Origin of the sequence: Maribacter sp. PR66, assembly GCF_028464205.1 — a bacterium.
Lineage (GTDB): Bacteria > Bacteroidota > Bacteroidia > Flavobacteriales > Flavobacteriaceae > Maribacter > Maribacter flavus.
On record NZ_JAQPCH010000012.1, the window covers coordinates 25,132 to 50,743 of the forward strand.

The window sequence follows — 25,612 nt, forward strand, 5'->3', positions numbered from 1 at the left end:
GCCTTATAAATCTTCGGCCTTGGCAATAAGTTCCGCAATGTCCATAACGGCAATTTCACCCTCTTTTTCCTTGTTCTTAACACCATCGGTCATCATGGTATTACAAAAAGGACATCCAGCGGCAATAATATGGGGCGTTGTCTCCAAAGCTTGCTCGGTACGTTCAATATTCACATCCTTGTTCCCTTTTTCGGGTTCCTTGAACATTTGGGCACCACCGGCACCACAGCACAGGCCTCTTTGCTTGCAGCTTTTCATCTCCACCAACTCGGCATCCAATTTCCGTATCAGCTCCCTTGGCGCTTCATACACGCCATTGGCCCTACCTAGGTAACAGGGGTCGTGAAAGGTGATGCGCTTTCCTTTGAAGGTTCCTCCCTCCATGGTTATACGTCCTTCCTCCAACAACTGCTTCAAAAACTGCGTATGGTGAACCACCTCATAGGTACCTCCAAGACCTGGGTATTCGTTCTTGATGGTATTGAAACAATGCGGACATGTGGTCACAATTTTCTTTATTTCATAGGCGTTCATCACCTCTATATTGGTGACGGCCTGCATCTGGAATAAAAACTCGTTTCCTGCCCTTTTGGCCGGATCCCCTGTACAGCTTTCCTCCGTTCCCAAAACGGCAAAGGAAATATTGGCCTTGTTCAGAATTTTCACAAAGGCTTTTGTAATTTTTTTGGCCCGATCGTCAAAACTACCGGCACAACCTACCCAAAACAATACTTCGGGTTTTTCACCGGCAGCGAACATCTCTGCCATTGTAGGAACTTTAAGGGTGTCAGCCATTTCTAGTCTTTTATGATTCGGTACTCCAATTCAAACGGTCCATTTGGTTAAAAGGCCACGGAGCTCCATTATTTTCGATATTTCCCATCATATTATTCAAATCCGATGGTGCGGCGGATTGCTCCATTACCAAGTACTGGCGCATGTCCATAATTATGGATAATGGGTCGATACTTACCGGACAAGCTTCCACACAGGCGTTGCACGAAGTACAGGCCCACAATTCTTCCCTGGTAATGTAATCGTCCAACAACTGTTTCCCGTCCTCCTTGAATTCCCCCTTATTGGCGTCCAAAATTTTACCCACTTCCTCCAGGCGGTCCCGCGTATCCATCATGATCTTTCTTGGGGACAATTTTTTTCCGGTCTGATTGGCGGGGCATTCGCTGGTACATCGACCACATTCCGTGCAGGTGTAGGCATTCAGCAATTGCACCCAACTTAAATCCATCACATCCGATGCCCCGAATTTTGATGGCACATCCCCCGTATCGGCGGGAGCAGCAAACGGGTCGGCATTAGGGTCCAACATCAATTTTACCTCCTTGGTTACGGCCTCCAAATTCTGAAATTTTCCCTTGGGCCCCAATTTTCCGTAAAACGTATTGGGAAATGCCAATAGGATGTGCAGGTGCTTTGAAAAATATAGATAATTCAAAAAGAACAGTATCCCCACAATGTGCAACCACCATGCGGTTCGCTCCAAAAGTATCAAGCTGGAAATGTCCATACCAGTGAACCAATTTGAAATATACTGACTTACAGGAAAACTACCGGCCTGCACGTAATGCTCCGCACCCAATTGCTGCAAACGGAAATCCGCCGCATTCATAGTGAGAAACAAAAGCATCAGCACCAACTCAATGTAAAGGATAAGATTACCGTCCTTTTTGGGCCAACCCTTCATTTCCGGCTTTAAAAATCGCTGGAGCTTTATGATGTTCCTTCTTACCCAAAAAGCGATTACCGCTATAATGACCAAGAGCGCCAGGATTTCAAAGGATGAAATCAGAAAATCATACACAGGACCCAGACCTGCAAAAATTCTATGTGTCCCAAAAATACCGTCGATGACGATCTCCAAAACTTCAATATTGATAATGATAAAACCAACATAGACAATTACATGGAGTAAACCCGCCACAGGTCGCACGACCATCTTGGATTGACCAAAGGCGATCCGGAGCATGTTGCGCCATCTTGTGGGTTTGTCATCGGAAACTTCGGTATCTTTTCCCAATAAAATGTTGCGCCTAAGTTTACCAATGTTTTTGGCGAAATATCCGATTCCCACAATAAGAATCGCTACAAAAAGGATATTGGGTATATACAGCATTGGATCTATTCTATTTTAGCGGCCGGATCATCTTCCGGAACCTCATATTCCTTTTGTTTTTTACCGAAGACCGAAACGTTCACGTAGCGTTTTGGATTTAACCTAAAGTCCTGTAGCAACAGATCCAACTCCCTGGAGGCATCAGTTAAATTGGAATATAGTTCCTTATCGTTCATTAACTTGCCTAAGGTACCATCACCCTGCTCGATTTTAGAAATCACCTTGTCCAAATTCGACATGGTGGTTTCCAAACTTGCGAATGTCCTTCCCAGACCTGCGTTGTTAAGGGTATCCGAAAGCTTGGCGAAATTATAGGTAAGGGTCTCAAAATTGGAAAGCGAACTATCCAACTTTTGTTCGTTGTTGGCCAAAATATCGTTTAATACCTTGGCGCTTCCATTGAGACTCGCCATAAGTTCACTAAGCCCTTTAATTGCGGTCTGTAAATCCTTTTTGGTTTTGGTATCCAGAACCTGGTTCACGTTGATCAGTACGGAATCCGCATCGGAAACGGCCGATTCAAATTTTTTGAACAATGGGGTCAGTTTTTCCTGGGCCAGCTCCGTTAACCCGGGTCTTGTTTCGGTAGAAAGCGTATCACCGGATCGAACGGTCTCTGCACCGTCGAAAACGGGTGTAATCTGCAATCCTTTTCCGCCAATTATTCCCGTATCGTACAATTCTACGGTACTATTTTTGGAAAATTGAAAATCGCTGCTTACCGTAAAGGTGACCACCAAATTTCCTTGTGCATCCTTAAACTTTATATCGTTTACCTTTCCTACCCCAAAACCATTGATGGACACAACGGTCCCGGCCTGTAGTCCGCCCACATCTGGATAAACCGCGTACAGGGTTTTACTATTGTCAAAAAGTGGTGTCGATTTTAAATAACTAAACCCCAAAATAAATAGGAGTATTCCTCCAATTACAATAATTCCCGTCTTAATTTCCCTGGATAGTTTCAAGCAATCAATTTTATGTTTCTCACAAAATTAGGAATAAATAACATACCAATGGCCGTTATTGGGATTCCTCTTCCACCTCCTTGGGCACGGAAACCCTTACGCCCTTTTTGTAGGCTACGATATATGCCGATGGGTATCCCGTCCTGGCCGCTTTTGACTGTAACATTTTCGCCTCCCTGTAGGATTTGGTAGCCCCGTACATATACCGATATAAATTATTATAAGCTTCCTTTGTAATTTGGGGCAGACCTTTAAAATTTTCGGGTGATAATGCCAAATCCTTACTACTCGCCATTAACTGGACCTTATAGATAATGGTATTTTCATCCGGTTTTTCCTCTAGGGTTTCTTTTGGTTCCGATACGGCCAATACTTCCTGTTTCTTTTCTGCCGATTCCGGTTTTTTGATTTCTTTGATTTCTTTGGATTCCAAAGTTTCCTCTTTGGAAACTACAACCGCAGCAACGGAGGAACTTTCGTCCTTCAACGATTTTTCCGGTGTAGCGGGGTTCGAAACTTGGGTCGCTTGGGATACCCCTTGTACCTCCGTCTTATATTTTAAAATGGCATCCGCAATGGCGGTGCCCATTTCGGCCTGTCCTTTTGATGAATTTAAATAGGCCCCTTCATCCTTATTGGTCAAAAAGCCCGTTTCCACCAAAACACTGGGCATAAAGGTTTGATGTAGTACGATAAAACCGGCCTGTTTCACCTTTCTGTCCACCCGCTTTAGCCTACCGGACATGTTATCTTGAATGTTTTTCGCCAAGGCGATGCTTTGGTCCAAAAACTCTTCCTGCATAATGGTGAGCCCGATTACGGATTCCGGCGAATTGATGTCATAATCCGCATATCGGGTTTCGTAATTGTCCTCCAGGTAGATTACGGAGTTTTCCTTTTTGGCGATTTCAAAATTCTGTTTGTTGGCATGTAGTCCCAAAACGAAGGTTCCGGCCCCGTGGGCATCGGAATTATGGGAATCGCAATGGACAGAAACAAACAAATCGGCATTTGCCTTATTGGCGATTTCCCCTCTCACAAAAAGGTCCACAAAGGTATCGTCCTTTCTGGTGTAAATGATCTTGATGTCCTTATTGGCAGAAAGCAGTTCGCCAACCTTCAGCACAATCTTTAGGGCTATGTCTTTTTCCAAATACCCGTTCCCTAGGTTTCCCGGGTCATGGCCACCATGGCCGGCGTCCAATACCACAATGAATGGATCTACCGTAGGTCCTTTTCCCGTTTCCGAGGCACTGGCCATCATCGGTAGTAATAACAAGGAAACAAGGAAGATAATTTGGGGTTTTATTTTCATATTCTTAATAGGTTTCTCCACCTCCTTATATGGTTAAATTTATGGTAACACCCTATAAAGAGAACAAAAAATATATGTAAGTTTGGCATCTGAACCAAATGGCTTACCGATTGCCAAACCTTTACAAAAATAGGATTTATAGCCTTGCAATCAAATAAACAGAACGTACTTTTCCTATTCCTACTTTTTGTTGGTCTATTTTTGGGAACGGCACAAGAGGGCAAGGTCATCCCCCTTGAAATTAAGGCTGAAAGAGATTCCATTGTTGCCCCGCTTTTCCCAAAACCCTTAGAAAGAGATAGTATTCAGCGAGATTCCCTGCAAAGGGACTCCCTAAATCAAAAGCCTCCCCTACTGTTGGACAACATAACCTACAAGGCCAAGGACTATGTGAAATTGAGCCAACGGGAGAATAAAATCTATCTGTACAACGAAGCTGAAATCTATTATCAGGATACGGAGCTAAAGGCCGGTATCATCATAATGGATTATATCAAAAATGAAGTATACGCGGGTAGGATAAAGGATTCGGTAGGCAATTACACCCAACTTCCCTACTTCAAACAGGGCTCCAATGTGGTGATTCCGGATTCCATTCGGTTTAATTTCGATACCCAAAAGGCGATTATCTGGAATTCCAGGACCGAACAGCAAGCCGCCGCGGGACAATTGGGTAGTGACGCCATGAAGGTATATGCCGAAATCACAAAAAAAGAGAACGACTCTGTCTATTTTCTGAGCGAAGCGAAAATTACGACCGCCGAGGACACCATAAATCCGGATTATTACATCAGGGTCCGAAAGGCAAAATTCGTCCCAAAGAAAAAAGTGATCGCCGGCTATAGCAATCTCTATATCGCCGATGTTCCCACGCCCATCGCCATGCCCTTTGCGTATTTTCCCTTATCCGTTGGAAGTGCACCGGGAGTCTTAATGCCCACTTTTGGAAACGACCCGGACAGGGGCTATTTTTTACAGGATTTTGGATATTACGCTCCGCTGGGAGATTATGCCAATGTGGAGTTTTCAGGTGATTTTTATACCAACGGAAGTTGGGGTTTTAGAACGGCCTCCATATACACCAAAAGATACAAATACCGGGGCAATGTCAATTTTAGGTACGAAAACCTGGTGACGAGCCAAAAGGGCTTCAGCGACTATAGTTTATCAAAAAACTGGAACTTGCAGTTTTCACACTCGCAGGATCAAAAGGCAAGTCCCAATTCCCGGTTTTCGGCGTCGGTGAATTTGGGGAGTAGCGAATATTACCGAAACTCCTTACAGCAACGCAACCTACCCAATACACAGAACAATACGCTTTCTTCTTCCATTTCATATTCCAAAACATTTCCAGCATATCCATCTGTAAATATGAGCGTTACGGCGACACATTCGCAATTGACCTCACCAACGGCTACGACTACCAATCCAGACAATATCAACATGACACTTCCAACCTTCCAGGCGAGTATGGAACGTATTTTTCCCTTTGCAAAAAGGGATGGGATTAAAAAAGGGGCCATTCAGAACATTAACTTTCAATATGATGTCAACGCCCAAAACCGACTCACCACCAACGACGAGGATTTTTTGACCGGCCGTATGTTCGACAACGCCAGGATCGGGGCTAGACACCGTATCCCAATAAGTACCAACTTTAAAATTGCCAAATACTTTAGCGTGACCATGGGAGGAAACTACGAAGATGTTTGGACCATGCAAACATTCGAACGAAGTTTTGATCCTGAGGCGAATCGAGTAGTTATAGATACTATTTCCGGATTTGACAGGTACAACCAATACAACCTTAATGCCAGTATTGGTACTACGCTCTATGGAACATTCAATTTTGGAGCGGACAAAAAGATACAGGCCATAAGACACGTGCTTAGGCCAACTATAAGTTATGGGTATGCCCCCTCCTTTGAGCAGTTCTATGACGAATATGTGGAAGGCTTGGACGGAGATGGCCGTGTTGTGCAATATAGCAGGTTTGATGGAACCTTAAACGGTGCGCCTAGACTGGGCCGCTCCAACAGCCTAAGCCTTGCATTGAACAACGTTTTGGAGGCCAAGGTGCGGGACAAGGACTCTACAAAAACGGAACCCAAAAAGATTCCCTTGTTGAGCAATTTTAACATATCAACGGCGTATAATCTGGAAGCCGATTCCCTTCGGCTAAGTCCATTGAACATTAATGGGGGAACCAATATCCTGAACAACAAAATGTCCATAAACTTCGCGGCAGGACTGGACCCCTATGCCATAGATAATAATGGAAGGCGTATCGATACCTGGAACATAGATAATGGAGGAAGTCTTTTTAGGTTGACACGTGCCAATATGAACATCTCCTACTCCATTGACAGTAAAATGTTTGCAAAGAAAAAGGACGACGAAGCCGAAGAAGCCGAAGATCCTTTTGACTATGTGGCCCAAAGTGGCGGTAGAACGGACGATCTCTTTGGCCGCGCCGATAGCTTTAGGGACAACCCAAGGGAAGAACGGGAAAAGGGAACTAATGTGGAAAATCCTGCCTATGCAACCAAAATACCCTGGAATTTCAGGTTGGCCTATTCGGCAAGTTATTTGAACAGTGCCAGACAAAACGAGTTTAGCGCACATTCCCTAATGTTTTCCGGGGATATAGAACTATCTCCACGCTGGAAAGTAGGCGGATCTTCCGGATACGACTTTAAAAATAAAGGTTTTACCTTAACGCAGTTACGATTTCAGAGGGACCTGAAGAGTTTTTCCATGCGCTTCAATTGGACCCCTTTTGGAGAATTTAGGAGGTGGTACTTCTTTATAGGAATCGATGCCTCCATATTAAGTGACCTGAAATGGGAAAATAGAAGTCAGCCCTTTAGAAATTAAACACACCAAAATGAAGAAAATAATAAACACATCCAATGCCCCAGCGCCAATCGGTCCCTACAACCAAGCTATTTTAATTGGCAACACCCTTTATATTTCCGGTCAGATCCCCTTGGACCCAGAAACTGGAGAACTAGTTTCCGGCGATATTAAAAAAGAGACCAGGCAATCCATGGAAAATTTAAAGGCCATTCTGCACGAAGCGGGAATGACCTTTGAAAATGTTGTGAAATCGGTTATATTTTTGAGCGATATGAATCAATTTGCCCAAGTAAACGAAGTATACGGCTCTTATTTCAATTCAGATACGGCTCCGGCAAGGGAAACCGTTGAAGTAGCCAACCTACCCAAATTCGTGAACGTGGAAATCTCTATGATAGCCGTACAATTCTAGGCTACATATTCGCCCGATGGAATTCTACCAAACCTTCAATTGGTTTTTGGCGAATTACCCCAACGATCAAGTCGTTTCTTTGTAGCACGGTTGTAAGTTCATCCCGCAAATAATGGGCTATACTCCCCACAAAATTGATTGGGACCTTTGTGGCCAAATCAAACTGCATGATATAGTTATTTATAAACTGTTGAAAGCCCTTGTCGATTACTCCTTTTGAATAGGGATGGCTTTTATTCTCGATTAGGAATCGGGCAAAAGTCGCCAAATAGGTATTGGGGTTTGGTTGTTTGTACAAATTATCCTTGATGACATCCGCATCCAAATTATACTGGCTGGCAAATTTATCGGCCAAATCCTTGGGTATCTTGTTGAAGTAGTAATCCCGTATCAATTTCCGACCGAAAAAATTACCGCTACCATCATCCATTGGAATGTAGCCCAAGGAAGTCACCTTCTGATGTAGTTTTTCCCCATCATAATAACTGCAATTGGAACCCGTACCCAAAATACAGACAATTCCTTGATGCCCTACCTTGGTTGTAGCAAAAATGGCCGCATAGGTATCCTCCTTCACTTCCGCAACAGCATTTGGAAAAAAGTCTTTGAAAATATCCTTCAAGAAATTCTTCATTCGATCCGTACCGCAACCTGCCCCGTAAAAAAATAAATGGCTTACCTCCTCTCTATTCTTGGAGAGCTCAAAGTTATTCGCCAATCTATCTTCGATAACGTCCTTTGTCAAAACCTCTGGACTCAAACCCAAAGTCTGAGTCAAAAAGAGCTGCTCACCTTTTTCATCCAATGCGATCCAATCAGATTTGGTCGCCCCACTATCAACAATTAAAATCATACCTTGGTATTTAAAAAATAATCCTGAAAATAAGGAAAAAATACCTTATTCACAGGATTATTATATGAAATCTAAATGCCTGTTATAGGCTATTCACATGTTGTATCAAGTCTACCATTTTGTTGGAGAACCCAGATTCATTATCGTACCAGGAAACCAACTTAAAGAATTTGGAGTTCAATTCAATACCAGCTTCGGCATCAAAAACACTGGTATTCGTTTCACCAATGAAATCTTGTGAAACAACTGCCTCTTCGGTATAGCCCAACACACCGTTCAATTCACCTTCGGAAGCGGTTTTGAACGCTTTTTTAATCTCTTCATAGGAAGTTTCCTTCTGCAACCTAACAGTCAAATCCACTACGGATACATCCGCTGTAGGAACCCTAAATGCCATCCCTGTAAGTTTGCCCTTTAATTCTGGAATTACTTTGGTAACCGCAACGGCTGCTCCCGTAGAAGCGGGAATAATATTCAACATGGCACTTCTACCTCCTCTCCAATCTTTTTTAGAAGGACCATCCACGGTCATTTGAGTAGCAGTAGTGGCATGTACGGTAGTCATTAACGCTTCTTCAATTCCAAAAGCATCATTTAAAACCTTGGCCATAGGTGCCAAACAGTTTGTAGTACAAGAAGCATTGGATACGATAGTATCAGAAGCTTTTACTTCTTTATGGTTTACGCCCATTACAAACATAGGTGCATCTTTGGAAGGAGCGGAAATTACCACTTTTTTAGCCCCTCCGTCAATATGGTATTGAGCCGTCTCCAATGTGGTAAAAATACCGGTACATTCCGCTACTATAGTTGCCCCTACCGCGTCCCACTTACAGTTTTTAGGGTCTCTTTCTGCGGTTATCCTTACAGTTTTTCCGTTTACTATCAAGTTTCCATCCTTCACATCTACGGTACCATCGAATTTTCCATGAACGGAATCATATTTTAACAAATACGCCAAGTGCTCAACATCCAATAAATCGTTAATGGCAACTACATCGACATCGCCTCTTTTTACGGTAGTCCTAAACACTAACCTACCAATTCTACCAAAACCGTTAATTCCTATTTTTAAATTTGACATTTTCTATTGTTTTTAATCGATTATACTTTATGTTGTCATTATTTCTGAGACGCGGATAAGTTCCTTGTCTATTTTTGTGTGTCCTTTTATGGCCTTATTAATTGGCGTGAGGGTAATTTTGTTATCCTGAACCCCAACCATAAGGTTCGTTTTTCCTTCCAATAAGGATTCCACGGCCTTAACCCCCATTCTACTTGCCAGTACACGGTCATAACATGAAGGCGCACCACCACGTTGCATGTGTCCCAAAACGGAAACACGTACATCATAAATTGGCAGGTGTTTTTCCACATACTCCTTTAGCTCAAAGACATTTTTACCGGTCTTATCCCCTTCGGCAACGATTACGATACTGGAAGACTTACCTGATTCTTTGCTTCTTTTTAAGGATTCCAATAAACGATCCAGTCCAAGATTTTCCTCTGGAATCAAAATTTCCTCGGCACCCGCACCAACTCCGGCGTTCAAAGCGATATGTCCAACATCCCGACCCATAACTTCTACGAAGAACAATCGGTTATGGGAACTTGCCGTGTCACGAATTTTATCGATACAATCGACTACGGTATTTAAGGCGGTATCAAAACCAAGTGTAAAACTGGTTCCAAAAATATCATTATCTATGGTTCCGGGAATCCCCATAATTGGGAACTGGTATTCTTGGTTAAAGATCATGGCCCCTGTAAAACTACCATCTCCGCCAATGACCACAAAGGCATCGATGCCAGCAGAAACCAATTGTTCATGGGCCTTTTTCCTACCTTCGGGAGTTCTAAAATCCTCACATCGTGCGGACTTTAAAATAGTACCACCCTTGTTGATGATATTGTTGACGCTTCTGGCATCCATCGGCTTAAAATCACCTTCTATCATGCCTTGATAGCCTCTATATATTCCAACACATTCAACCTTCATATACGCACAGGTCCTAACTACCGAACGTATGGCCGCATTCATCCCAGGAGAATCTCCCCCAGAAGTTAGCACTGCTATTTTTTTTATGTTTGAAGACATTCGAAAAATTAAGCCAACGAAATTAGTAAATCTTCTTTCAATTACGAAATATGCCCAGCATGCATTTGGAAAGAATTGAAGAAAAATAGCAAGGCTGTTACATTTTAACCAAAAAATAACGAAAACCTATGATTACTTAACAATGGATTCGCCCACAAAATTGAAAAAATAAGTCAAAACGATTTAGGCTTTGCATAAAAGTTAAGCAAACTATCCTGACCCATTACCGAAATGGGCGGTTCTTGAGGTTTAAGTTTCTGGGTATTGATAGGTTTCTGCTTAACTTCCTTATTAAGGATTTTCCTGAATAGTTCTTTAAAACTGTCAAAATCAACTTCGTAGGAAAGTCCGGCCCCTTGGGTAGAGCCTTGTTGATCGGGCAGGAATGCCTGGATTTCACTTTGCCTACTGAAAAACTTTGCACTTAAACTTCCCTCCTCGTTTAATAGGAGCTGAATCTCAAAGTCCCCTGCGACCAAGGTTTCGCTTGTTCCACCAACCGGCACCCCTACTTTACCGTTGAACAATACCCTATCAGAAATTTGCGTAGAGACCGTTACCCCTATTCTATCGTCCGTTTCCAATTGGGCTCCTTGATATCCTTGTTCGTAGGACAAACCAAAATTCAACTTATCATTTCCACCCCCTAAAAGGGAATTCAAAATACCCGATGCACTCTGAACCAAGTTTCCGGTAATCGCCTGCTGGTTGATACCACTTTGGTCGTTCACAAAATTTCCTTGGGCCAATAGGAATATGGCATTTTTCTCCGCAACCGTTGGATCTTGCAAAGCGTATTCCAGTTCTGACTGTACAATGGAATTGGTTCCTGGGAAGTCGATGCCGAATTCTATATCGGGATTTTGAAGTTCCCCGGTCAAGCGAATGATCACATCCGTTGGTATTCTTTGGGTATACGCCTGGTTTTGGAGCAGCGGCGCAGGATTTGCCGTCAGCGAATACACCGCTTCCATATTCAACAAGGCCTCCAAGGGCTTTTGGTCCCAGTTAATTTGCCCCCCGGGCTCCACGGTAAAGGTCTTATCTATGATGCCACCAAACTTGTATCGAAACTGTCCGGTAACCACCACAAAATCCCCATACATTTCAAACTTGCCGTTCGTATTAATTTGTATCAGTAGGATACCTTCCCCCGTTCCTTTCAAGGAACTACCCGTTCTGGTATCCGTAACTATTTCTACCTCGGCCTCTGGGGTCACATCCAGGTTAAACTCCAACTCCAGACCTTGATAATCCTTCAAATCCCGCTGCTCGCCTTGGGATTGGACCGTATCCTTTTCCAAGAAATTGATAAATGAATAGTCCCCTAAACTGGCCACATCGCTCAAAGGTATTTTCAGGGAAGTACCCCTTGCCGTTTCCCCATCTACCGTTATGTTCAGTGCGGTGGTTGGACCATAAATTCGGCCCGTACCATTCAGATAGCCCGTGCCATAGTACAAATCCCCTTCCTTGAATTCCGTATTTAGAATCAGGAACCTATTATTGTTGGTGTCGACATTGAAGTTGAGCACCCAATTATCAAAATAACTATGGGTTATGGTCCCGTCCAGATTCGCCCGTGTACCCATGGTAACGTCCGAAAGGGCTATGTTGTCAAAATCAAAGGTCTGATTTTCCAAACGCACCCTTGACCTTGGGGCAAAGGCGTAATCCACACTTAAATAGGGTATGGCGATGCCAGCGTTTTCCAAAGTCACCAATCCGTTAAAATTGGGATTGTCCACAGGACCCGTAATATTGACCCTTCCGTCCAATTCACCCCTAATATGGTCAATAATGCCCTCGCCCAACGGATTGAAGGGATCGATTGGGAATTTATTGAAATTGGCCACCAAATTCGCCGTGGGCATTTCCTCCTTGTTCTCGATCTTTCCAACTACCCCAAATTTTTCGATGCCGTTTTCAGATAATTGCGAATTGACCTGAAACTCTGTCAAATCCCTGTTGCCCACTATACTAATGGCCAAATCTCCCATGGGCATATCATTCACGGCAAATCGGTCAATGTTCAAATTGGAGGATGGCAGATAGATTCCGTCCTTTTGCAATATGTTCAGATTCCCGTTTACTTCACCTTGCAATCTTAGGCTGTCGATCACCGGTGTAATTTTGTTCAGGGAAACGATCTTAAATTGTAGCTGAAGGTCTTTATAGGTGGAATCCGCCAATTGGCCCCGTAATCGAATCTGCTCCTGTTCATCATTGTTCATTACGATTTCCTCTATCGAGATACTGTCCAGTGCCCTATTCAGGATGACTTTGTTCTTCCTGTTCCCATCTTTGTTCAAAATCCATTTATTGCCCTTAAAACTGACATCAGAGGTTTTAAGACCTATGACCGACTTGTTGTCCGCATTGAACGTATGATAGAAGTTAAGGTTGTAGCTGTCGTTATATTCACTACCTCCCTTAAATTCCGACCTAAAAAACAGGGTGTCCTTTAAGGTAGTGTTGATCAGGTTGAAATCCTTTACATCGTAATAGGGCGTCTTTAAATCGCCAACGGAAACATAGGTATTGAACAAGGGGTTCTTATTGTCTATTTGCACCTCTATATTATCGGCCTCGTTACCAAAGGCCACAATACTGGGCGATTCAAAGTTCAATTTAAAATCACCTTCGTCCGATACTATTTTCCCTCGGATGAACGTATTGGGGTCGAACCTTACTTCTGGAAAGAACACATCCACAATCTTATTGTATATCTTAAAATTGAAGCTCAGGTTCTGTCCGCCGGAAATCTTAAAGGGCCTATAATTGGTGTAGATACTACCAATGGAATTCTGCACCAATTTGCCCAATTCCCTAACGCGGAAGTTTCCTTTCATAAAACCCGTGATGATGTCCGGGGAATTGATGTCGATTACGCGTACCGAATCGCTTTCAAAGGAAGAGGTAACCGTAAAATCCTCAAAGTAGTAGGTATCGTTTTTGTTCTGAAAATTTGTTTTTGTAAAGTTTACATCTCCCACGATATTATCCAAGGTATTTCCCCGGATGTTCATGCTCACATCGCCCTTGAAAATGGATACACTGTCGTTAATAAAGTTGAGACGCTTCAAGTCCGCATAATCAACTGAAGCCTTAAAATTGAAGTTGTTGCTTTCTTCCCCAAAATCCGCAAGACCCTTAAAGTTGAACTTTAAATTTTCGTCATTGCTGGTCAAGGATCCATCGAACAATTGTTCTTTCAAAATACCGGACACCTTGATATCCTGATAGTTATAATTATTGAACTCGATGGAGTATATCTGTCCGATGACTTCCGTATTCAACTTTTCGGTCACGAATCCCTGCCCTTCCACATTAAAGTCCAGATTGGTCTTCCCCAGACTTTTACTGTTCACAAATTCGCCCAAATCAAAATCGATAAGGGAAATAAAGCCCGTGTAGGTGGCATTGTCAATATTGTTGAAGTTGGACAACACGATATCCGAATAACTGCTGCCCACGGCGGTATTGAGGTTTACTTTGGCGTCTATGGAAGAATCCGTGATCAGCGCCTCTCCCCGGATAGTGAACTGTCCCAGTTTACTGAAAGTGGACGGCAACGAATTTCCAATCAGGTTGGGCAAAAGGGCGTTCAATTGATAATAACTACTGGTCACATTGCGCATGTCGGCATCCAGCACGAAGGACTTTTGCTTGTTGAAAAGGTGTTTAAAGTTGAAGTCGCCCCTGATTCCCGTGTTGTCCGAAACAAGAAAAAGATTTTCAATGTTTAGGTCGTTGAGTACGCCGTTCAAGGTAGTGCTGAGGGTAGCGGTCTTTCCTTGTCCGAATTCATTATATATCAAATTAATTTCATCAAAGGAGACGGTGGACTCCTCAAAATTGGCCTCGATGTTTACCTTGTTCAGAAAATCCTGAAAATCTTCCCTATTATAGTTGAAAACAATATTTCCATCTAGATTGGACAATGGCGTCTTGATCTGCAACGAATCAAAACGCATCTGCTCCTTGGTATATTTGAAATTGGTTTTCAGGTTTTCAACAAGGATTCCACGTTCACTTAAAAAGGACATTTCTTCGATACCTGCCGTTACTTCAGGACCTAGAATCTGGAATTCGTTCGCCTCAATTTTAAGGTTCTTAAAGTGGAGCGCCTCCTCGTTTTCGAGATTTTCGTCAATGTATTGAAACCTGCTATTCTCAATATCTACATAGGAGGAAGAAAAAAAGAAGGGCGGGGTTCCAGGGGCCCTGGGCTTTCCATCATCCAATTTGTCCACAAAAACATTGATATTGGTTTCCTGCTCGCCATAATAGGTTTTCAGTTTAAAATGAAGTTCATCGATCTCGATATCTCCAAACTCCAATCGGCCCTTGGCCAAATTCCCGATGCTTACGATAGATGTTTTTAATTCGTTGATATAAAATAAGGTATCCCGTTTGTAATCCTCCACAAAAACACCCTTCAACGAAGTGTCCCAAGAAATCAGTGACACCCTCAGGCGTTCTACATGGATGTTCGTTCCAAATTCCTCGTTTATGGAATCCGTGGCATAGGTTGCCAATGTGGTCTGCACGGGCGGCAACGAGAGTACAATAGTCCCCAAAACACAGGTCAGCAAAAGAACCAGAAGTGTTCTAACCAGTATTTTTCTAAGTTTTTTGATAGGGCTATTATGTTTTACCTTTGTCTTTCAATTTTTATTCCAAAACCGTTGGAAAACGAAACTATTTACATCTTGGCCATTGAATCTTCCTGTGACGACACCTCGGTAGCGGTCCTAAAAAATGATATCATGCTGAGTAATGTAGTCGCTTCCCAAAAAATTCACGAAGAATATGGCGGGGTCGTACCGGAGCTTGCATCACGTGCACATCAACAAAATATTGTCCCGGTTACCTACCAAGCATTAGCCAAAGCAAATATCGATAAAAAACAATTATCCGCCATAGCATTTACACGCGGACCCGGTCTGTTGGGTTCCCTACTGGTAGGTACTTCGTTTGCTAAATCCTTATCCTTGGCTTTAGAGATCCCCTTGATCGAAGTGAACCATATGCAGGCCCATATTTTGGCCCATTTCATTAAGGACGAAAACATGAATGCTCCGGAATTTCCCTTTTTAGCCCTCACTATTAGTGGCGGACATACCCAGATCGTAAAGGTGAAAGACTATTTTGACATGGAGATCTTGGGCCAAACCTTGGACGATGCCGTTGGCGAAGCTTTTGATAAGAGTGCCAAAATTCTGGGTTTGCCATATCCCGGTGGACCGTTGATCGACCAATACGCGGCAATGGGTAATCCGCATGCCTTTGAATTTCCAAAACCCAAGGTCAAGGACCTCAATTTTAGCTTTAGCGGTCTTAAGACCAGCATCCTCTACTTTATCCAAAAAGAGACCTCCCAAAACCCGGATTTTATTACTGAAAACCTTGCGGATATTTGCGCTTCCATCCAGTTCACCATTGTACATATCTTAATGGGAAAACTAAAGAAGGCGGTCAAAAAAACGGGAATAAAAAATATTGCCATTGGGGGTGGTGTTTCGGCAAACTCAGGTATTAGAAAAGCACTGAAGGATGCCGAAAAAGAAATGGGATGGAACACTTATGTGCCTAATTTTGAATTCTGTACGGATAATGCCGGCATGATAGGGATCGTGGGCTATTTCAAATACAAGTCGGGCCAATTCGCGAAACAAGATACTTCCGCCAAAGCCCGTTATAACCTAACATCCTAAATCATGCAATTGTTCTACAATCCCAACTTGGACGAGACCTCTTCCCAATTTTTCTTTGACGCGGAAGAGAGCAAGCACATGGTTCGTGTCCTTCGAAAAAAAGTGAACGATGAAGTACTGATTACCAACGGAAAGGGGTTGATGCTAAGTGCCAAAATTACCGACAGTAACCCCAAAAAATGCGCGGTTGAAATTACCGGGGTGAAGAGGGTGCATCCTCAAAATTATTGGCTCCATATGATCGTTGCCCCCACGAAGATGAACGATCGTTTTGAATGGTTTTTGGAAAAGGCTACCGAGATAGGCGTTAATGAAATTACACCCGTTCTTTGCGAACATTCAGAACGAAAAACAATAAAGCTGGATCGCTATATGAAAGTCATACAGTCGGCCTTGAAACAGTCCAATCAGGCCTTTTTGCCCAAATTGAACGAATTGACCAATTTTAATGACATCCTAGAAGAACCAAGGGAAGGCGGCCTGTTCATTGCCCATTGTGAAGAATCGGAAAAATACGAACTAAAAAGAAAGGTCATCCCGGACAAACCGATTACCATATTGATCGGACCGGAAGGTGACTTTTCGGCCAGGGAAATAAAGGCCGCAAAACAGAAAGGCTTCCTCCCCGTTTCCATGGGCAGAAATCGATTACGAACGGAAACCGCCGCAATTGTAGCCTGTACCACGGTGGCCATTATCAATAATGGCTAAATAATGGATTGGAATATCTTTGTTTGGACTTAATGTGTATTTTTGATTTTATAGCCTTTCGAAGATGCGAAAACTAATCGTCACGTTACTTTTGGCCGCAGGTCTTAGTCTATCGGCCAAAGCGCAGGAAATAGCCATTTTGAAATATCAGGGCGGCGGGGATTGGTACGCGAACCCTACAGCGCTGCCCAACTTAATTAATTTTTGCAATTCCAACATCGGGACCCGTTTAACTACAAAACCAGAAACCGTAGAAGTAGGCAGTAATACGATTTATCAGTATCCCTTTCTCCATATGACCGGCCATGGTAATGTGGTCTTCTCTTCGGAAGAGAAGGAAAACCTAAGGAACTACCTATTATCCGGTGGTTTTTTACATATCGATGATAATTATGGCATGCGGGAATATATTATTGGTGAGATAGAGGAGTTATTCCCAAACAGCAATTTGGAGGAAATTGGCTTGGACCATCCTATTTTTTCGCAGGAGTATGCATTTCCGCAGGGTTTGCCCAAAATCCACGAACACGATGGAAAAAGACCCCAGGCACTGGGCATATTTGAAAACAATAGATTAGTTTTATTATTGACCTTGGAATCCGATCTTGGGGATGGTTGGGAAGATGCCGCCGTACACAACGATCCGGAGGAAATAAGAATAAAAGCGCTACAAATGGGTGCGAATATCGTCTCATATGTGTTTAAAAACTAAAAAATGACCTCCAAAACCATTGCCAACGGAATTTTAAGGGCCCTGGGTATCGTAACAGGAATCCTGCTGACCCTGTATTTCTTCTATATGATACGTTCTGTTTTGGCGTATTTGGCAGCTGCAGCGGTCATCGCCCTAATTGGAAGACCTGTTGTTCTTTTTTTAAGACGAAAATTGAATTTTCCCAATACGCTGGCAGTAATTTTGACCATGATCTTTATGGTAGGGGTTTTAGCGGGCATTTTTGCACTTTTCATTCCGCTGATTACGGAACAGAGCAAAAACCTTTCCTTGCTGAATATTGAGGAACTACAGCGAAGTATAAATACCTTATACCTCAAGACCACCCAATATTTTGGCCTTTCTTCGAATATGGTGGAAGATGTCATCCATGATTCAGAGATCGAAAGGAACATCATTCAAGGATTGGATATTGGCTTTGTTCCTAATTTTCTCAATTCCCTATTGAACATTCTAAGCTCAGCAAGTATTGGTCTTTTTTCCGTTTTGTTTATCTCCTTTTTCTTTTTAAAGGATAGCAGTCTGTTTCAGAACGGCCTTCTCATCTTTGTTCCCAAAACAAAGGAAAAAGGCACGGTCAACTCCATAGAAAAAATAAACAATTTACTCTCCAGGTACTTTGTTGGCCTGCTGCTTCAGATTTTTATACTCTTCGTCATCTACACCATAGTGCTTTTGATCGTGGGTATCGAAAATGCAATCGTGATCGCTTTTCTTTGCGCCCTGTTCAATATAATTCCCTATGTGGGACCTTTGATCGGTGGCGCCCTGATGATAACACTTACCATGACCAGCAATTTGGGAGCGGATTTTAGCGAGGTAATCCTTCCAAAAACTGGCTATGTTTTAATCGGACTGGTGATCGGTCAGTTGGTGGACAATTTTTTCTCACAGCCCTTCATATTTTCGAGCAGTGTAAAATCGCACCCCTTGGAAATATTTCTGGTGATCATCATTGCCGGGCTTTTGTTCGGCGTCGTGGGGATGATCGTAGCCGTACCGGGATATACGGCCATTAAAGTAATTCTCAAGGAATTTCTTTCCGAAAACAAAATCGTCAAATCCCTGACCGAAAACCTTTAGCGTCCTTTGAACAAAAACCTACTAAATAAGGAGGTACAGGATTTTATAGACACCAATTTTAGGTCTGATATCCATACAATCCTTTTAGGAAAGAAACTGTTCTCAGCTGTTGAAAACAGGGAAGTTGTGGAACAACTGGAATCCAAAAAAAAAGCCCAAAAGAAATTACCTACTTGGTTTGAAACCAAAAATATCTATTACGCGAACAAGCTGAATTTATCGCAAACGTCGTCCGAGATTTGTGCCCAGTATAAGGCAGATTTAGTTTCAGGAGATTCGCTGGCAGACTTAACAGGAGGGTTTGGTGTTGACAGTTATTATTTTTCCAAGAAAATTGATAAGGTCTTCCACATTGAAAAGAACAGGGAAGTATCCGAGATTGCAAAACACAATTTTGCCCAAATTGGCGTATCCAACATAGAAGTACTGTATGGGGACGGAATTACCTTTCTTGAAAAAAATAAGCAAATTTTGGATTGGATCTATCTTGATCCTTCCCGAAGGGACCAAAGCAACAAAAAAGTGTTTTTCTTGGAGGACTGTGAGCCGAATGTTACCAAACATTTGGAATTACTGCGCTCAAAATCACAAAATATATTGATAAAAACCGGACCTATGTTGGATCTTTCCATGGGGCTGGAACAATTAGATCAGGTATTCGAAATACATATTGTAAGTCTTGAAAATGAAGTCAAGGAAGTGTTGTGGCATTTAAAACCTGATTTTGGCAAAGCCCCCTTTTTAAGGACAATCAATTTTAACAAGGGCAATACGGAAACATTTCAATATGCCCTTTATGAAAAAGAAAATGCGCAGGCGGAGTTCTCAAAACCCTTAAAATATCTCTATGAGCCTAATGCCGCAATAATGAAATCTGGGGCATTCAATCTAGTGAGCGAAAGATACGGCCTAAAAAAATTACAGGAACATACTCATCTATATACCTCAGAAGCTTTATTGTCTTTTCCAGGAAGGGTTTTTGAAATTGTTAAAACCATTCCCTATAATAATAAACGCTTCAAACAACTAGGGATAAAAAAAGCCAATATTACAACACGAAATTTTCCCGAAACCGTTGTCCAAATTCGAAAGAAATTCAAATTGGAGGACGGAGGACAAAACTATCTTTTTTTTACTAAGGATACCAAAAATTCTTTGATAGTCATTTCCGCTATTGCAGCAGCTCGAATCAAAAGTTAAAAACCGATTGAAAAGTGTGAATTTGAACTCAAATTTCAAACGGACTACAACGTTTGAAATCAGCTAAAACTGGCAATTATTGACACAACATGAGACAATACTGTTAAATTTAGCAAATTTCCAATTTATTAAAATTTTACGAACCAAAATTTCTACAAAGCCAATAAAAACGGTGAATTATACCATATACGCAAGATTTTAAGTAATTTTTTGACACTTAATTTTAAAAAATAATGAATTGGTCATTATTTATATTTCATAATATTTTGTTATCATTACGCTGAATTTGGTTTTTTTTAACATTTCCATCACTCACGGAAGAGCCCTTTAAAAACCAGTTCAAGGAGATTAATTTAAACTAACAAACAACAAGGATTATGAATCAAAAACATGATTTCAAATCGGTTAAATCCAAAAGAGGTATTACCTTTTTTAAAGCTGGGATTTTATCGATGGTCATTTGTTTAGGAGTGCAACTCGCTTCTGCAAATGCAACAATTGCCAACTACAAAATTATGTTGGACGAAACTTTACAGTCTACTGTTACCGGTACGGTAACGGATGAAAATGGCGCGCCGCTACCTGGTGCCAACGTCGTCGAAAAAGGTACTACCAATGGTACCCAAACAGATTTTGACGGAAACTTTACTATTAATGTAGAGTCTGGAGCAACATTGGTTTTCAGCTACATTGGTTTTCAAAGGAAGGAAGTAGCCGTAAATGGCCAATCCAATGTCGATGTATTTTTATCCGAAGATGCAGCCGCATTAGACGAGGTCGTTGTAACGGGTTACTCTACTACAAGTAGAAGAGAGGCCACGGCTGCAGTTTCCATAGTAAAGGCTGAGGAGTTAGCTGCAATTCCCTCTGGTAACGTAGAGCAGCAACTACAGGGTAGAGTTGCCGGTGTAACAGTATTGACCAATGGACAGCCAGGAACCTCATCACAAATTCGTGTACGTGGTTTTGGTGCTTTTGGAGGTAACGAACCATTATATATAGTAGACGGTGTGCCAGTTCAAAACACGGAGTTTCTTAATCCGGACGACATTGAAACAACAACTGTTTTAAAGGATGCTGCTGCAGCATCGATTTACGGAGCAAGAGCGGCTAATGGTGTTGTGGTATACACCACGAAACAAGGATCAAGAAGCCGTCAAAAAACTAGAATTTCACTTAATATTCAGAGCGGTGTGAGCGACCCTAATGTTGGTGGAGCACCAAAAAACCTTAGTCCACAGGAAATGGCCGAATTCACCCATTTGGCCTATGAAAATAATGCAAGGGCGAATGGTACTGCACCTCAGTATACCCATCCACAATATGGAACCAATCCTACTCCAAGATTTCCTGATTATTTGCATGCAGATGGGCAAAATGGTGTGTTTGAATCGGATATTAATTTAGCACAAATACGTGCAAATTATGAGGCTAATCCTGATAATGTGTTCTTGATACGTCCAAACCTTCAAGGAACCAATTGGTACAAGGAGTTGACCAGAATTGCACCCCTTAGTCGTGTTACTTTAGGTTTTGATGGAGGCAATGAAAACGGTCGCTTCTACATGGGAATCTCCGCACAGAATCAGGCGGGTATTCTTATTGAAAACAATTTTTCTAGATATACCGCGCGATTTAACTCAGAGTGGGATGTAGCCCCATGGTTAAGCATAGGTGAGAATTTTCAAGTTACCTATCGTTCTGTAGTAGGTGGATTTGGAGGTGAAGGAGGTATTGGTGGCGCTGACGACGAATCAGTTATTTTATCCGCCTATCGTATGCCAACGATTATACCGGTACGAGACGAATTTGGTAGTTTTGCCAGTACGAGGGCCACAGGTTTTAACAACCCAAGAAACCCTGTAAGACAGCAAGTACTTAACGCTGGCGATGATAAAAATTACTCCATTGGTGGATTTGGTAACCTGTATGCTGATATCAAACCTTTGGATGGATTAGTGGTCCGTACCAGTATAGGGGGAGGATACAGCAACAATTATTTTGTGAATTACGGTTTCAGGTATTTAGGTGATTCCGAACCAGAAGCCAGCAATACCTTCTCAGAAGGTAGTGGTTACGGTTTCCAATGGACTTTCACCAATACGGCCACCTATGAAAAATTATTCGGCAAACATAAAGTTAAGCTTCTTGGTGGTTTAGAAGCCTTGAATACCGGTAGAGGAAGGTCAATTTCTGGATCTGGTATCAATCCTTTCTCTACAGATTTGGACTTTCAAAATTTAAGTGTGGTTCAAAGTCCTGTAGTTAATAGTAGCTTAGGCAACGGGGTTAACTTCTTCTCTACATTTGGATCTCTAGAATATAACTTTGATGAGAGATATTATCTATCCGGGGTTATACGAAGGGATGGTGCCTCTCGTTTTGGTGGCAATAACCGTTATGGTACATTCCCTGCATTTTCAGCTGCTTGGAGGGTTATTTCAGAACCATTTATGCAAAATCAAGAAGTTGTGTCCGACCTAAAAATAAGGGGTGGTTGGGGCCAAATGGGTAACTCGAACAACGTTGACCCTAATAACCAGTACTCCCTTTTTGCCTCCAATAGAGGAAACACATGGTATCCAATTCAAGGTCAGAACAGTGGGGCCGATGAAGGTTTCGCCCAAAGTCGAATAGGTAACCCAGATGCAAAATGGGAGACAAGTACCACACTGAATGTAGGTTTTGATGCAAGTTTCTTCAACAATAAATTAGAATTGGTTTTAGATTGGTGGAAAAAGGATACTGATGACCTATTGTACCAATTGCCTTTAGCTGGGGTTACCGGTAATTTTGCACAAGCACCATCCGTTAACATTGCAAGTATGAGCAACTCTGGACTCGATTTCCAAATTATTGGAAGGGGTAATTTTACAGAGGACCTTTCCTTCACGGTCACCCTTAACAATTCCTTTCTTAAAAATGAGATTACAGCATTGGCTCCGGGACTTGACTTTTTTGACGGTCAAACATACAGAGGAATTCAAGCTACCAGAAATGCTGTTGGACAGCCTTTGTCCTCCTTCTTTGGTTATGAGGTAATTGGTTATTTCAACAGTGCTGAAGAAGTAGCTAACTCTCCTGCTCAGGATGGAAAGGGTCTAGGTCGATTCCGATATGCCGACATTAACGGGGATGGCGCAATTACCCCAGATGATAGAACTTTTATAGGAAGTCCTGTACCAGATTATACTGGTGGTGCGACCATCAATTTACGCTATAAAAATTTGGAATTTGAAACTTATTGGTTTGCTTCTGTTGGAAACGACATATTTAATCAGTCCAAATGGTTCACTGATTTCTTTGGTACTTTTGAAGGCTCTGCAAAAGGTCAGGCCGCCAAGCGTTCTTGGACTCCTGAATTAGGAAACAATGCTGCTGCCCCCATTTGGGAGAGTGCTACTAATTTAAGTACCAGTGGTGTCGGTAACTCTTGGTATGTTGAGGATGGATCCTATCTTCGTCTACAAAGACTGGCGTTTGCCTATAACTTCGCTGATATAACAGATAGACTTGGATTGAGCAGGTTAAAATTAGGACTTTCAGCAAACAACATTTGGACTATAACAAATTATAGTGGTCTTGACCCAGGCATTGGTGGTGGAGCTGATACCAACTTTGGTATCGATGTAGGAAACTATCCAGTCGCACCACAATATTTGATAACACTTGAGGTGGGAATCTAATTCAATGTTATAAAACTGTGATAGTTATGTTCAAAATATATTATATCTTTAAGTAAAAATAAACTATGAAAACTATGATTAATTTTAAAAAGACAGTCGTTGCTGCGATGTCCTTTCTTATGATAGGGGTGTCATGTAACGATGAATTCTTGGAAGTACTTCCTACCGGCTCCTTAGCGGATGCTCAGGTGGGTACGAAAGATGGAATTGAGGGTCTACTTATCGGCACATATGCCGCATTAAATGGCGTATTTGGCAATCGTTTTGAAGGACCCAACCATTGGGTAACCGGCTCCATCATGGGTGGTGAAGCCAACAAAGGAACGGATGCTGGTGACTATTCGACCATTAATCCAATTCAAAGATACGAGGCTGATCCAACCATTGGAGATTTTAACAGTTTATGGAATGGTCGCTTTGAAGGAGTTAGTCGAGCGAATAAAGTGTTAGCAGCATTGGCAGTGGCCACTGATGTATCAGCCGCCGATGCCGCACGTATTGCTGGGGAAGCACGTTTGTTAAGAGGTCATTTCTACTTTGACTTAAAGAAGCACTTCAATAGTATTCCATTGTTTGATGAAACTGTGCTCCCTGCCGATATACCGAGTATTCCAAATACACCGGATGTTTGGGGTTTTATCGAGGCTGATTTTCAGTTTGCATATGACAATCTACCTGCAGAAAATGGCCCCGGAAGGGTTAATAAATGGGCAGCTGGAGCTTACTTGGCAAAGGCCTACCTGTATCAGCAAAAATTTGGTCCCGCCAAAGATTTGTTCACTACAGTCATAGAACAAGGTGTTACTTCAAACGGATTGCCCTATGACCTTTTGGATAACTATGCCCAAATTTACAATGCTGAAAATGACAACCATGCAGAAGCAGTAATGGATGTGGAATCTGCCAATAATACTGGTAGTACAGCAAATGCCAATTACTTTGATGATTTGAATTACCCTTATAATACAGGCCCTGACGGTCCTGGGAACTGTTGTGGGTTCTTCCAACCGAGTATGGAATTGGCCAACTCCTTTAGAACCGGTGCAGATGGCTTACCACTTTTGGATGGCTCATACAATGACCCTGCCAATGAAGTGGACAATATCTACAGACATGTATTCACAAATGACAATGATGAATCGACCTTCGTAGAAGATCCAGACCCATTAGATCCAAGAATTGACCATTCCATTGGTAGAAAAGGAATTCCATATTTGGATTGGATCGAGCATCCAGGTTCCGCTTGGATTCGTAGCTTCCCCTATGCGGGTCCCTACTCTCCTAAAAAGTATATTTACTATAGGAGTCAGGAGAATAGCTTTACGGATGGAAGCTCGTGGACCAGAGGTTATGCAACTATGAACTATACCATAATTCGTTTTGCCGATGTGCTTTTAATGGCAGCCGAAGCGGAAGTAGAAGCAGGTTCCTTGGATAAAGCCTTGGAATATGTGAACAGGGTACGTGCAAGAGCCGCAAATTCTGAGTTCTGGGTACAAGAATATGATGGAAGTGGCCCAGCAGCAAACTATGTGATTTCTGAATATACTTCTTTCCCAAATCAGGATTTCGCGAGAAGAGCTGTACGTTTCGAGCGTAAATTGGAACTTTCCGGAGAAGGCCATCGTTTCTTCGATTTGGTTCGTTGGGGCGTAGCTGCGGAGGAATTGAACGCGTACTTGGATTATGAATCCCAATATTTGGTGACAAAGTTTGGTGGAGCAAGTTTTACCGCTGGTAAAAACGAGTATTATCCAATACCACAAACGCAAATAGACATTCAAGGTTCGGATGTATTATCCCAAAACCCAGGTTATTAATTAATCAACCTATATTTATAGAA

General features: G+C 42.2%; 17 protein-coding genes. 9 read left to right on the forward strand and 8 right to left on the reverse strand.

The window, feature by feature from the left end; genetic code table 11:
• Window positions 1-3: 3 nt before the first annotated feature.
• Genes PP181_RS16490 through PP181_RS16505 form a run of 4 tightly spaced genes read right to left on the reverse strand, consistent with a single transcriptional unit; the run spans window position 4 to window position 4,414 of the window.
• Complete coding sequence (locus tag PP181_RS16490; protein ID WP_154920846.1) at window positions 4-795, reverse strand: (Fe-S)-binding protein; 792 nt, start codon at window positions 793-795, stop codon at window positions 4-6.
• Window positions 796-805: 10 nt separating this feature from the next.
• Complete coding sequence (locus PP181_RS16495; RefSeq protein WP_272637888.1) at window positions 806-2,131, reverse strand: 4Fe-4S dicluster domain-containing protein; 1,326 nt, start codon at window positions 2,129-2,131, stop codon at window positions 806-808.
• Window positions 2,132-2,136: 5 nt separating this feature from the next.
• Window positions 2,137-3,099, reverse strand: coding sequence for an MlaD family protein (locus PP181_RS16500; protein ID WP_272637889.1), 963 nt, complete (start codon window positions 3,097-3,099; stop codon window positions 2,137-2,139).
• Between the two features lie 55 nt (window positions 3,100-3,154).
• The gene (locus PP181_RS16505) at window positions 3,155-4,414 is read right to left on the reverse strand and encodes an N-acetylmuramoyl-L-alanine amidase (protein ID WP_419776394.1); all 1,260 of its coding nucleotides are present in this window, start codon (window positions 4,412-4,414) and stop codon (window positions 3,155-3,157) included.
• A 144-nt stretch (window positions 4,415-4,558) separates the two neighbouring features.
• On the opposite strand from PP181_RS16505, the gene PP181_RS16510 reads away from it, so the two are divergent.
• On the forward strand, window positions 4,559-7,291 hold the full coding sequence (locus PP181_RS16510; RefSeq protein WP_272637890.1) for a putative LPS assembly protein LptD: 2,733 nt from the start codon (window positions 4,559-4,561) through the stop codon (window positions 7,289-7,291).
• Between the two features lie 10 nt (window positions 7,292-7,301).
• Complete coding sequence (locus tag PP181_RS16515; protein ID WP_272637891.1) at window positions 7,302-7,685, forward strand: RidA family protein; 384 nt, start codon at window positions 7,302-7,304, stop codon at window positions 7,683-7,685.
• A 1-nt stretch (window position 7,686) separates the two neighbouring features.
• Here PP181_RS16515 and PP181_RS16520 read toward each other — a convergent pair whose 3' ends face one another.
• The 4 genes from PP181_RS16520 to PP181_RS16535 all read right to left on the reverse strand — a co-directional run bounded on the left by PP181_RS16520 (window position 7,687) and on the right by PP181_RS16535 (window position 15,219).
• Entirely contained in the window at window positions 7,687-8,538 is an 852-nt protein-coding gene (locus PP181_RS16520) for an N-acetylglucosamine kinase (protein WP_272637893.1), read from the reverse strand.
• Between the two features lie 82 nt (window positions 8,539-8,620).
• The gene (gene gap / locus PP181_RS16525) at window positions 8,621-9,622 is read right to left on the reverse strand and encodes a type I glyceraldehyde-3-phosphate dehydrogenase (protein WP_138259447.1); all 1,002 of its coding nucleotides are present in this window, start codon (window positions 9,620-9,622) and stop codon (window positions 8,621-8,623) included.
• A gap of 27 nt (window positions 9,623-9,649) precedes the next feature.
• Window positions 9,650-10,636 carry a 6-phosphofructokinase gene (gene pfkA / locus PP181_RS16530; RefSeq protein ID WP_272637894.1) on the reverse strand — a complete coding sequence of 329 codons (987 nt, stop codon included), beginning with the start codon at window positions 10,634-10,636 and terminating at the stop codon, window positions 9,650-9,652.
• Between the two features lie 173 nt (window positions 10,637-10,809).
• On the reverse strand, window positions 10,810-15,219 hold the full coding sequence (locus PP181_RS16535; RefSeq protein WP_272637895.1) for a translocation/assembly module TamB domain-containing protein: 4,410 nt from the start codon (window positions 15,217-15,219) through the stop codon (window positions 10,810-10,812).
• Between the two features lie 108 nt (window positions 15,220-15,327).
• On the opposite strand from PP181_RS16535, the gene tsaD reads away from it, so the two are divergent.
• From tsaD to PP181_RS16570, 7 genes are all read left to right on the forward strand, one after another.
• Complete coding sequence (gene tsaD, locus PP181_RS16540) at window positions 15,328-16,356, forward strand: tRNA (adenosine(37)-N6)-threonylcarbamoyltransferase complex transferase subunit TsaD (protein WP_272637896.1); 1,029 nt, start codon at window positions 15,328-15,330, stop codon at window positions 16,354-16,356.
• A 3-nt stretch (window positions 16,357-16,359) separates the two neighbouring features.
• Window positions 16,360-17,067 carry a 16S rRNA (uracil(1498)-N(3))-methyltransferase gene (locus PP181_RS16545; RefSeq protein WP_272637897.1) on the forward strand — a complete coding sequence of 236 codons (708 nt, stop codon included), beginning with the start codon at window positions 16,360-16,362 and terminating at the stop codon, window positions 17,065-17,067.
• Between the two features lie 64 nt (window positions 17,068-17,131).
• Window positions 17,132-17,779, forward strand: a complete 648-nt coding sequence (locus tag PP181_RS16550; RefSeq protein WP_154920835.1) for a DUF4159 domain-containing protein — start codon at window positions 17,132-17,134, stop codon at window positions 17,777-17,779.
• A 3-nt stretch (window positions 17,780-17,782) separates the two neighbouring features.
• Entirely contained in the window at window positions 17,783-18,883 is a 1,101-nt protein-coding gene (locus tag PP181_RS16555) for an AI-2E family transporter (RefSeq protein WP_272637899.1), read from the forward strand.
• Window positions 18,884-18,889: 6 nt separating this feature from the next.
• Window positions 18,890-20,083, forward strand: coding sequence for a class I SAM-dependent methyltransferase (locus PP181_RS16560; protein WP_272637900.1), 1,194 nt, complete (start codon window positions 18,890-18,892; stop codon window positions 20,081-20,083).
• 377 nt (window positions 20,084-20,460) lie between these two features.
• Window positions 20,461-23,769 carry a SusC/RagA family TonB-linked outer membrane protein gene (locus tag PP181_RS16565; protein ID WP_272637901.1) on the forward strand — a complete coding sequence of 1,103 codons (3,309 nt, stop codon included), beginning with the start codon at window positions 20,461-20,463 and terminating at the stop codon, window positions 23,767-23,769.
• Between the two features lie 74 nt (window positions 23,770-23,843).
• Window positions 23,844-25,589, forward strand: a complete 1,746-nt coding sequence (locus PP181_RS16570) for a RagB/SusD family nutrient uptake outer membrane protein (protein WP_272637902.1) — start codon at window positions 23,844-23,846, stop codon at window positions 25,587-25,589.
• Window positions 25,590-25,612: the final 23 nt, after the last annotated feature.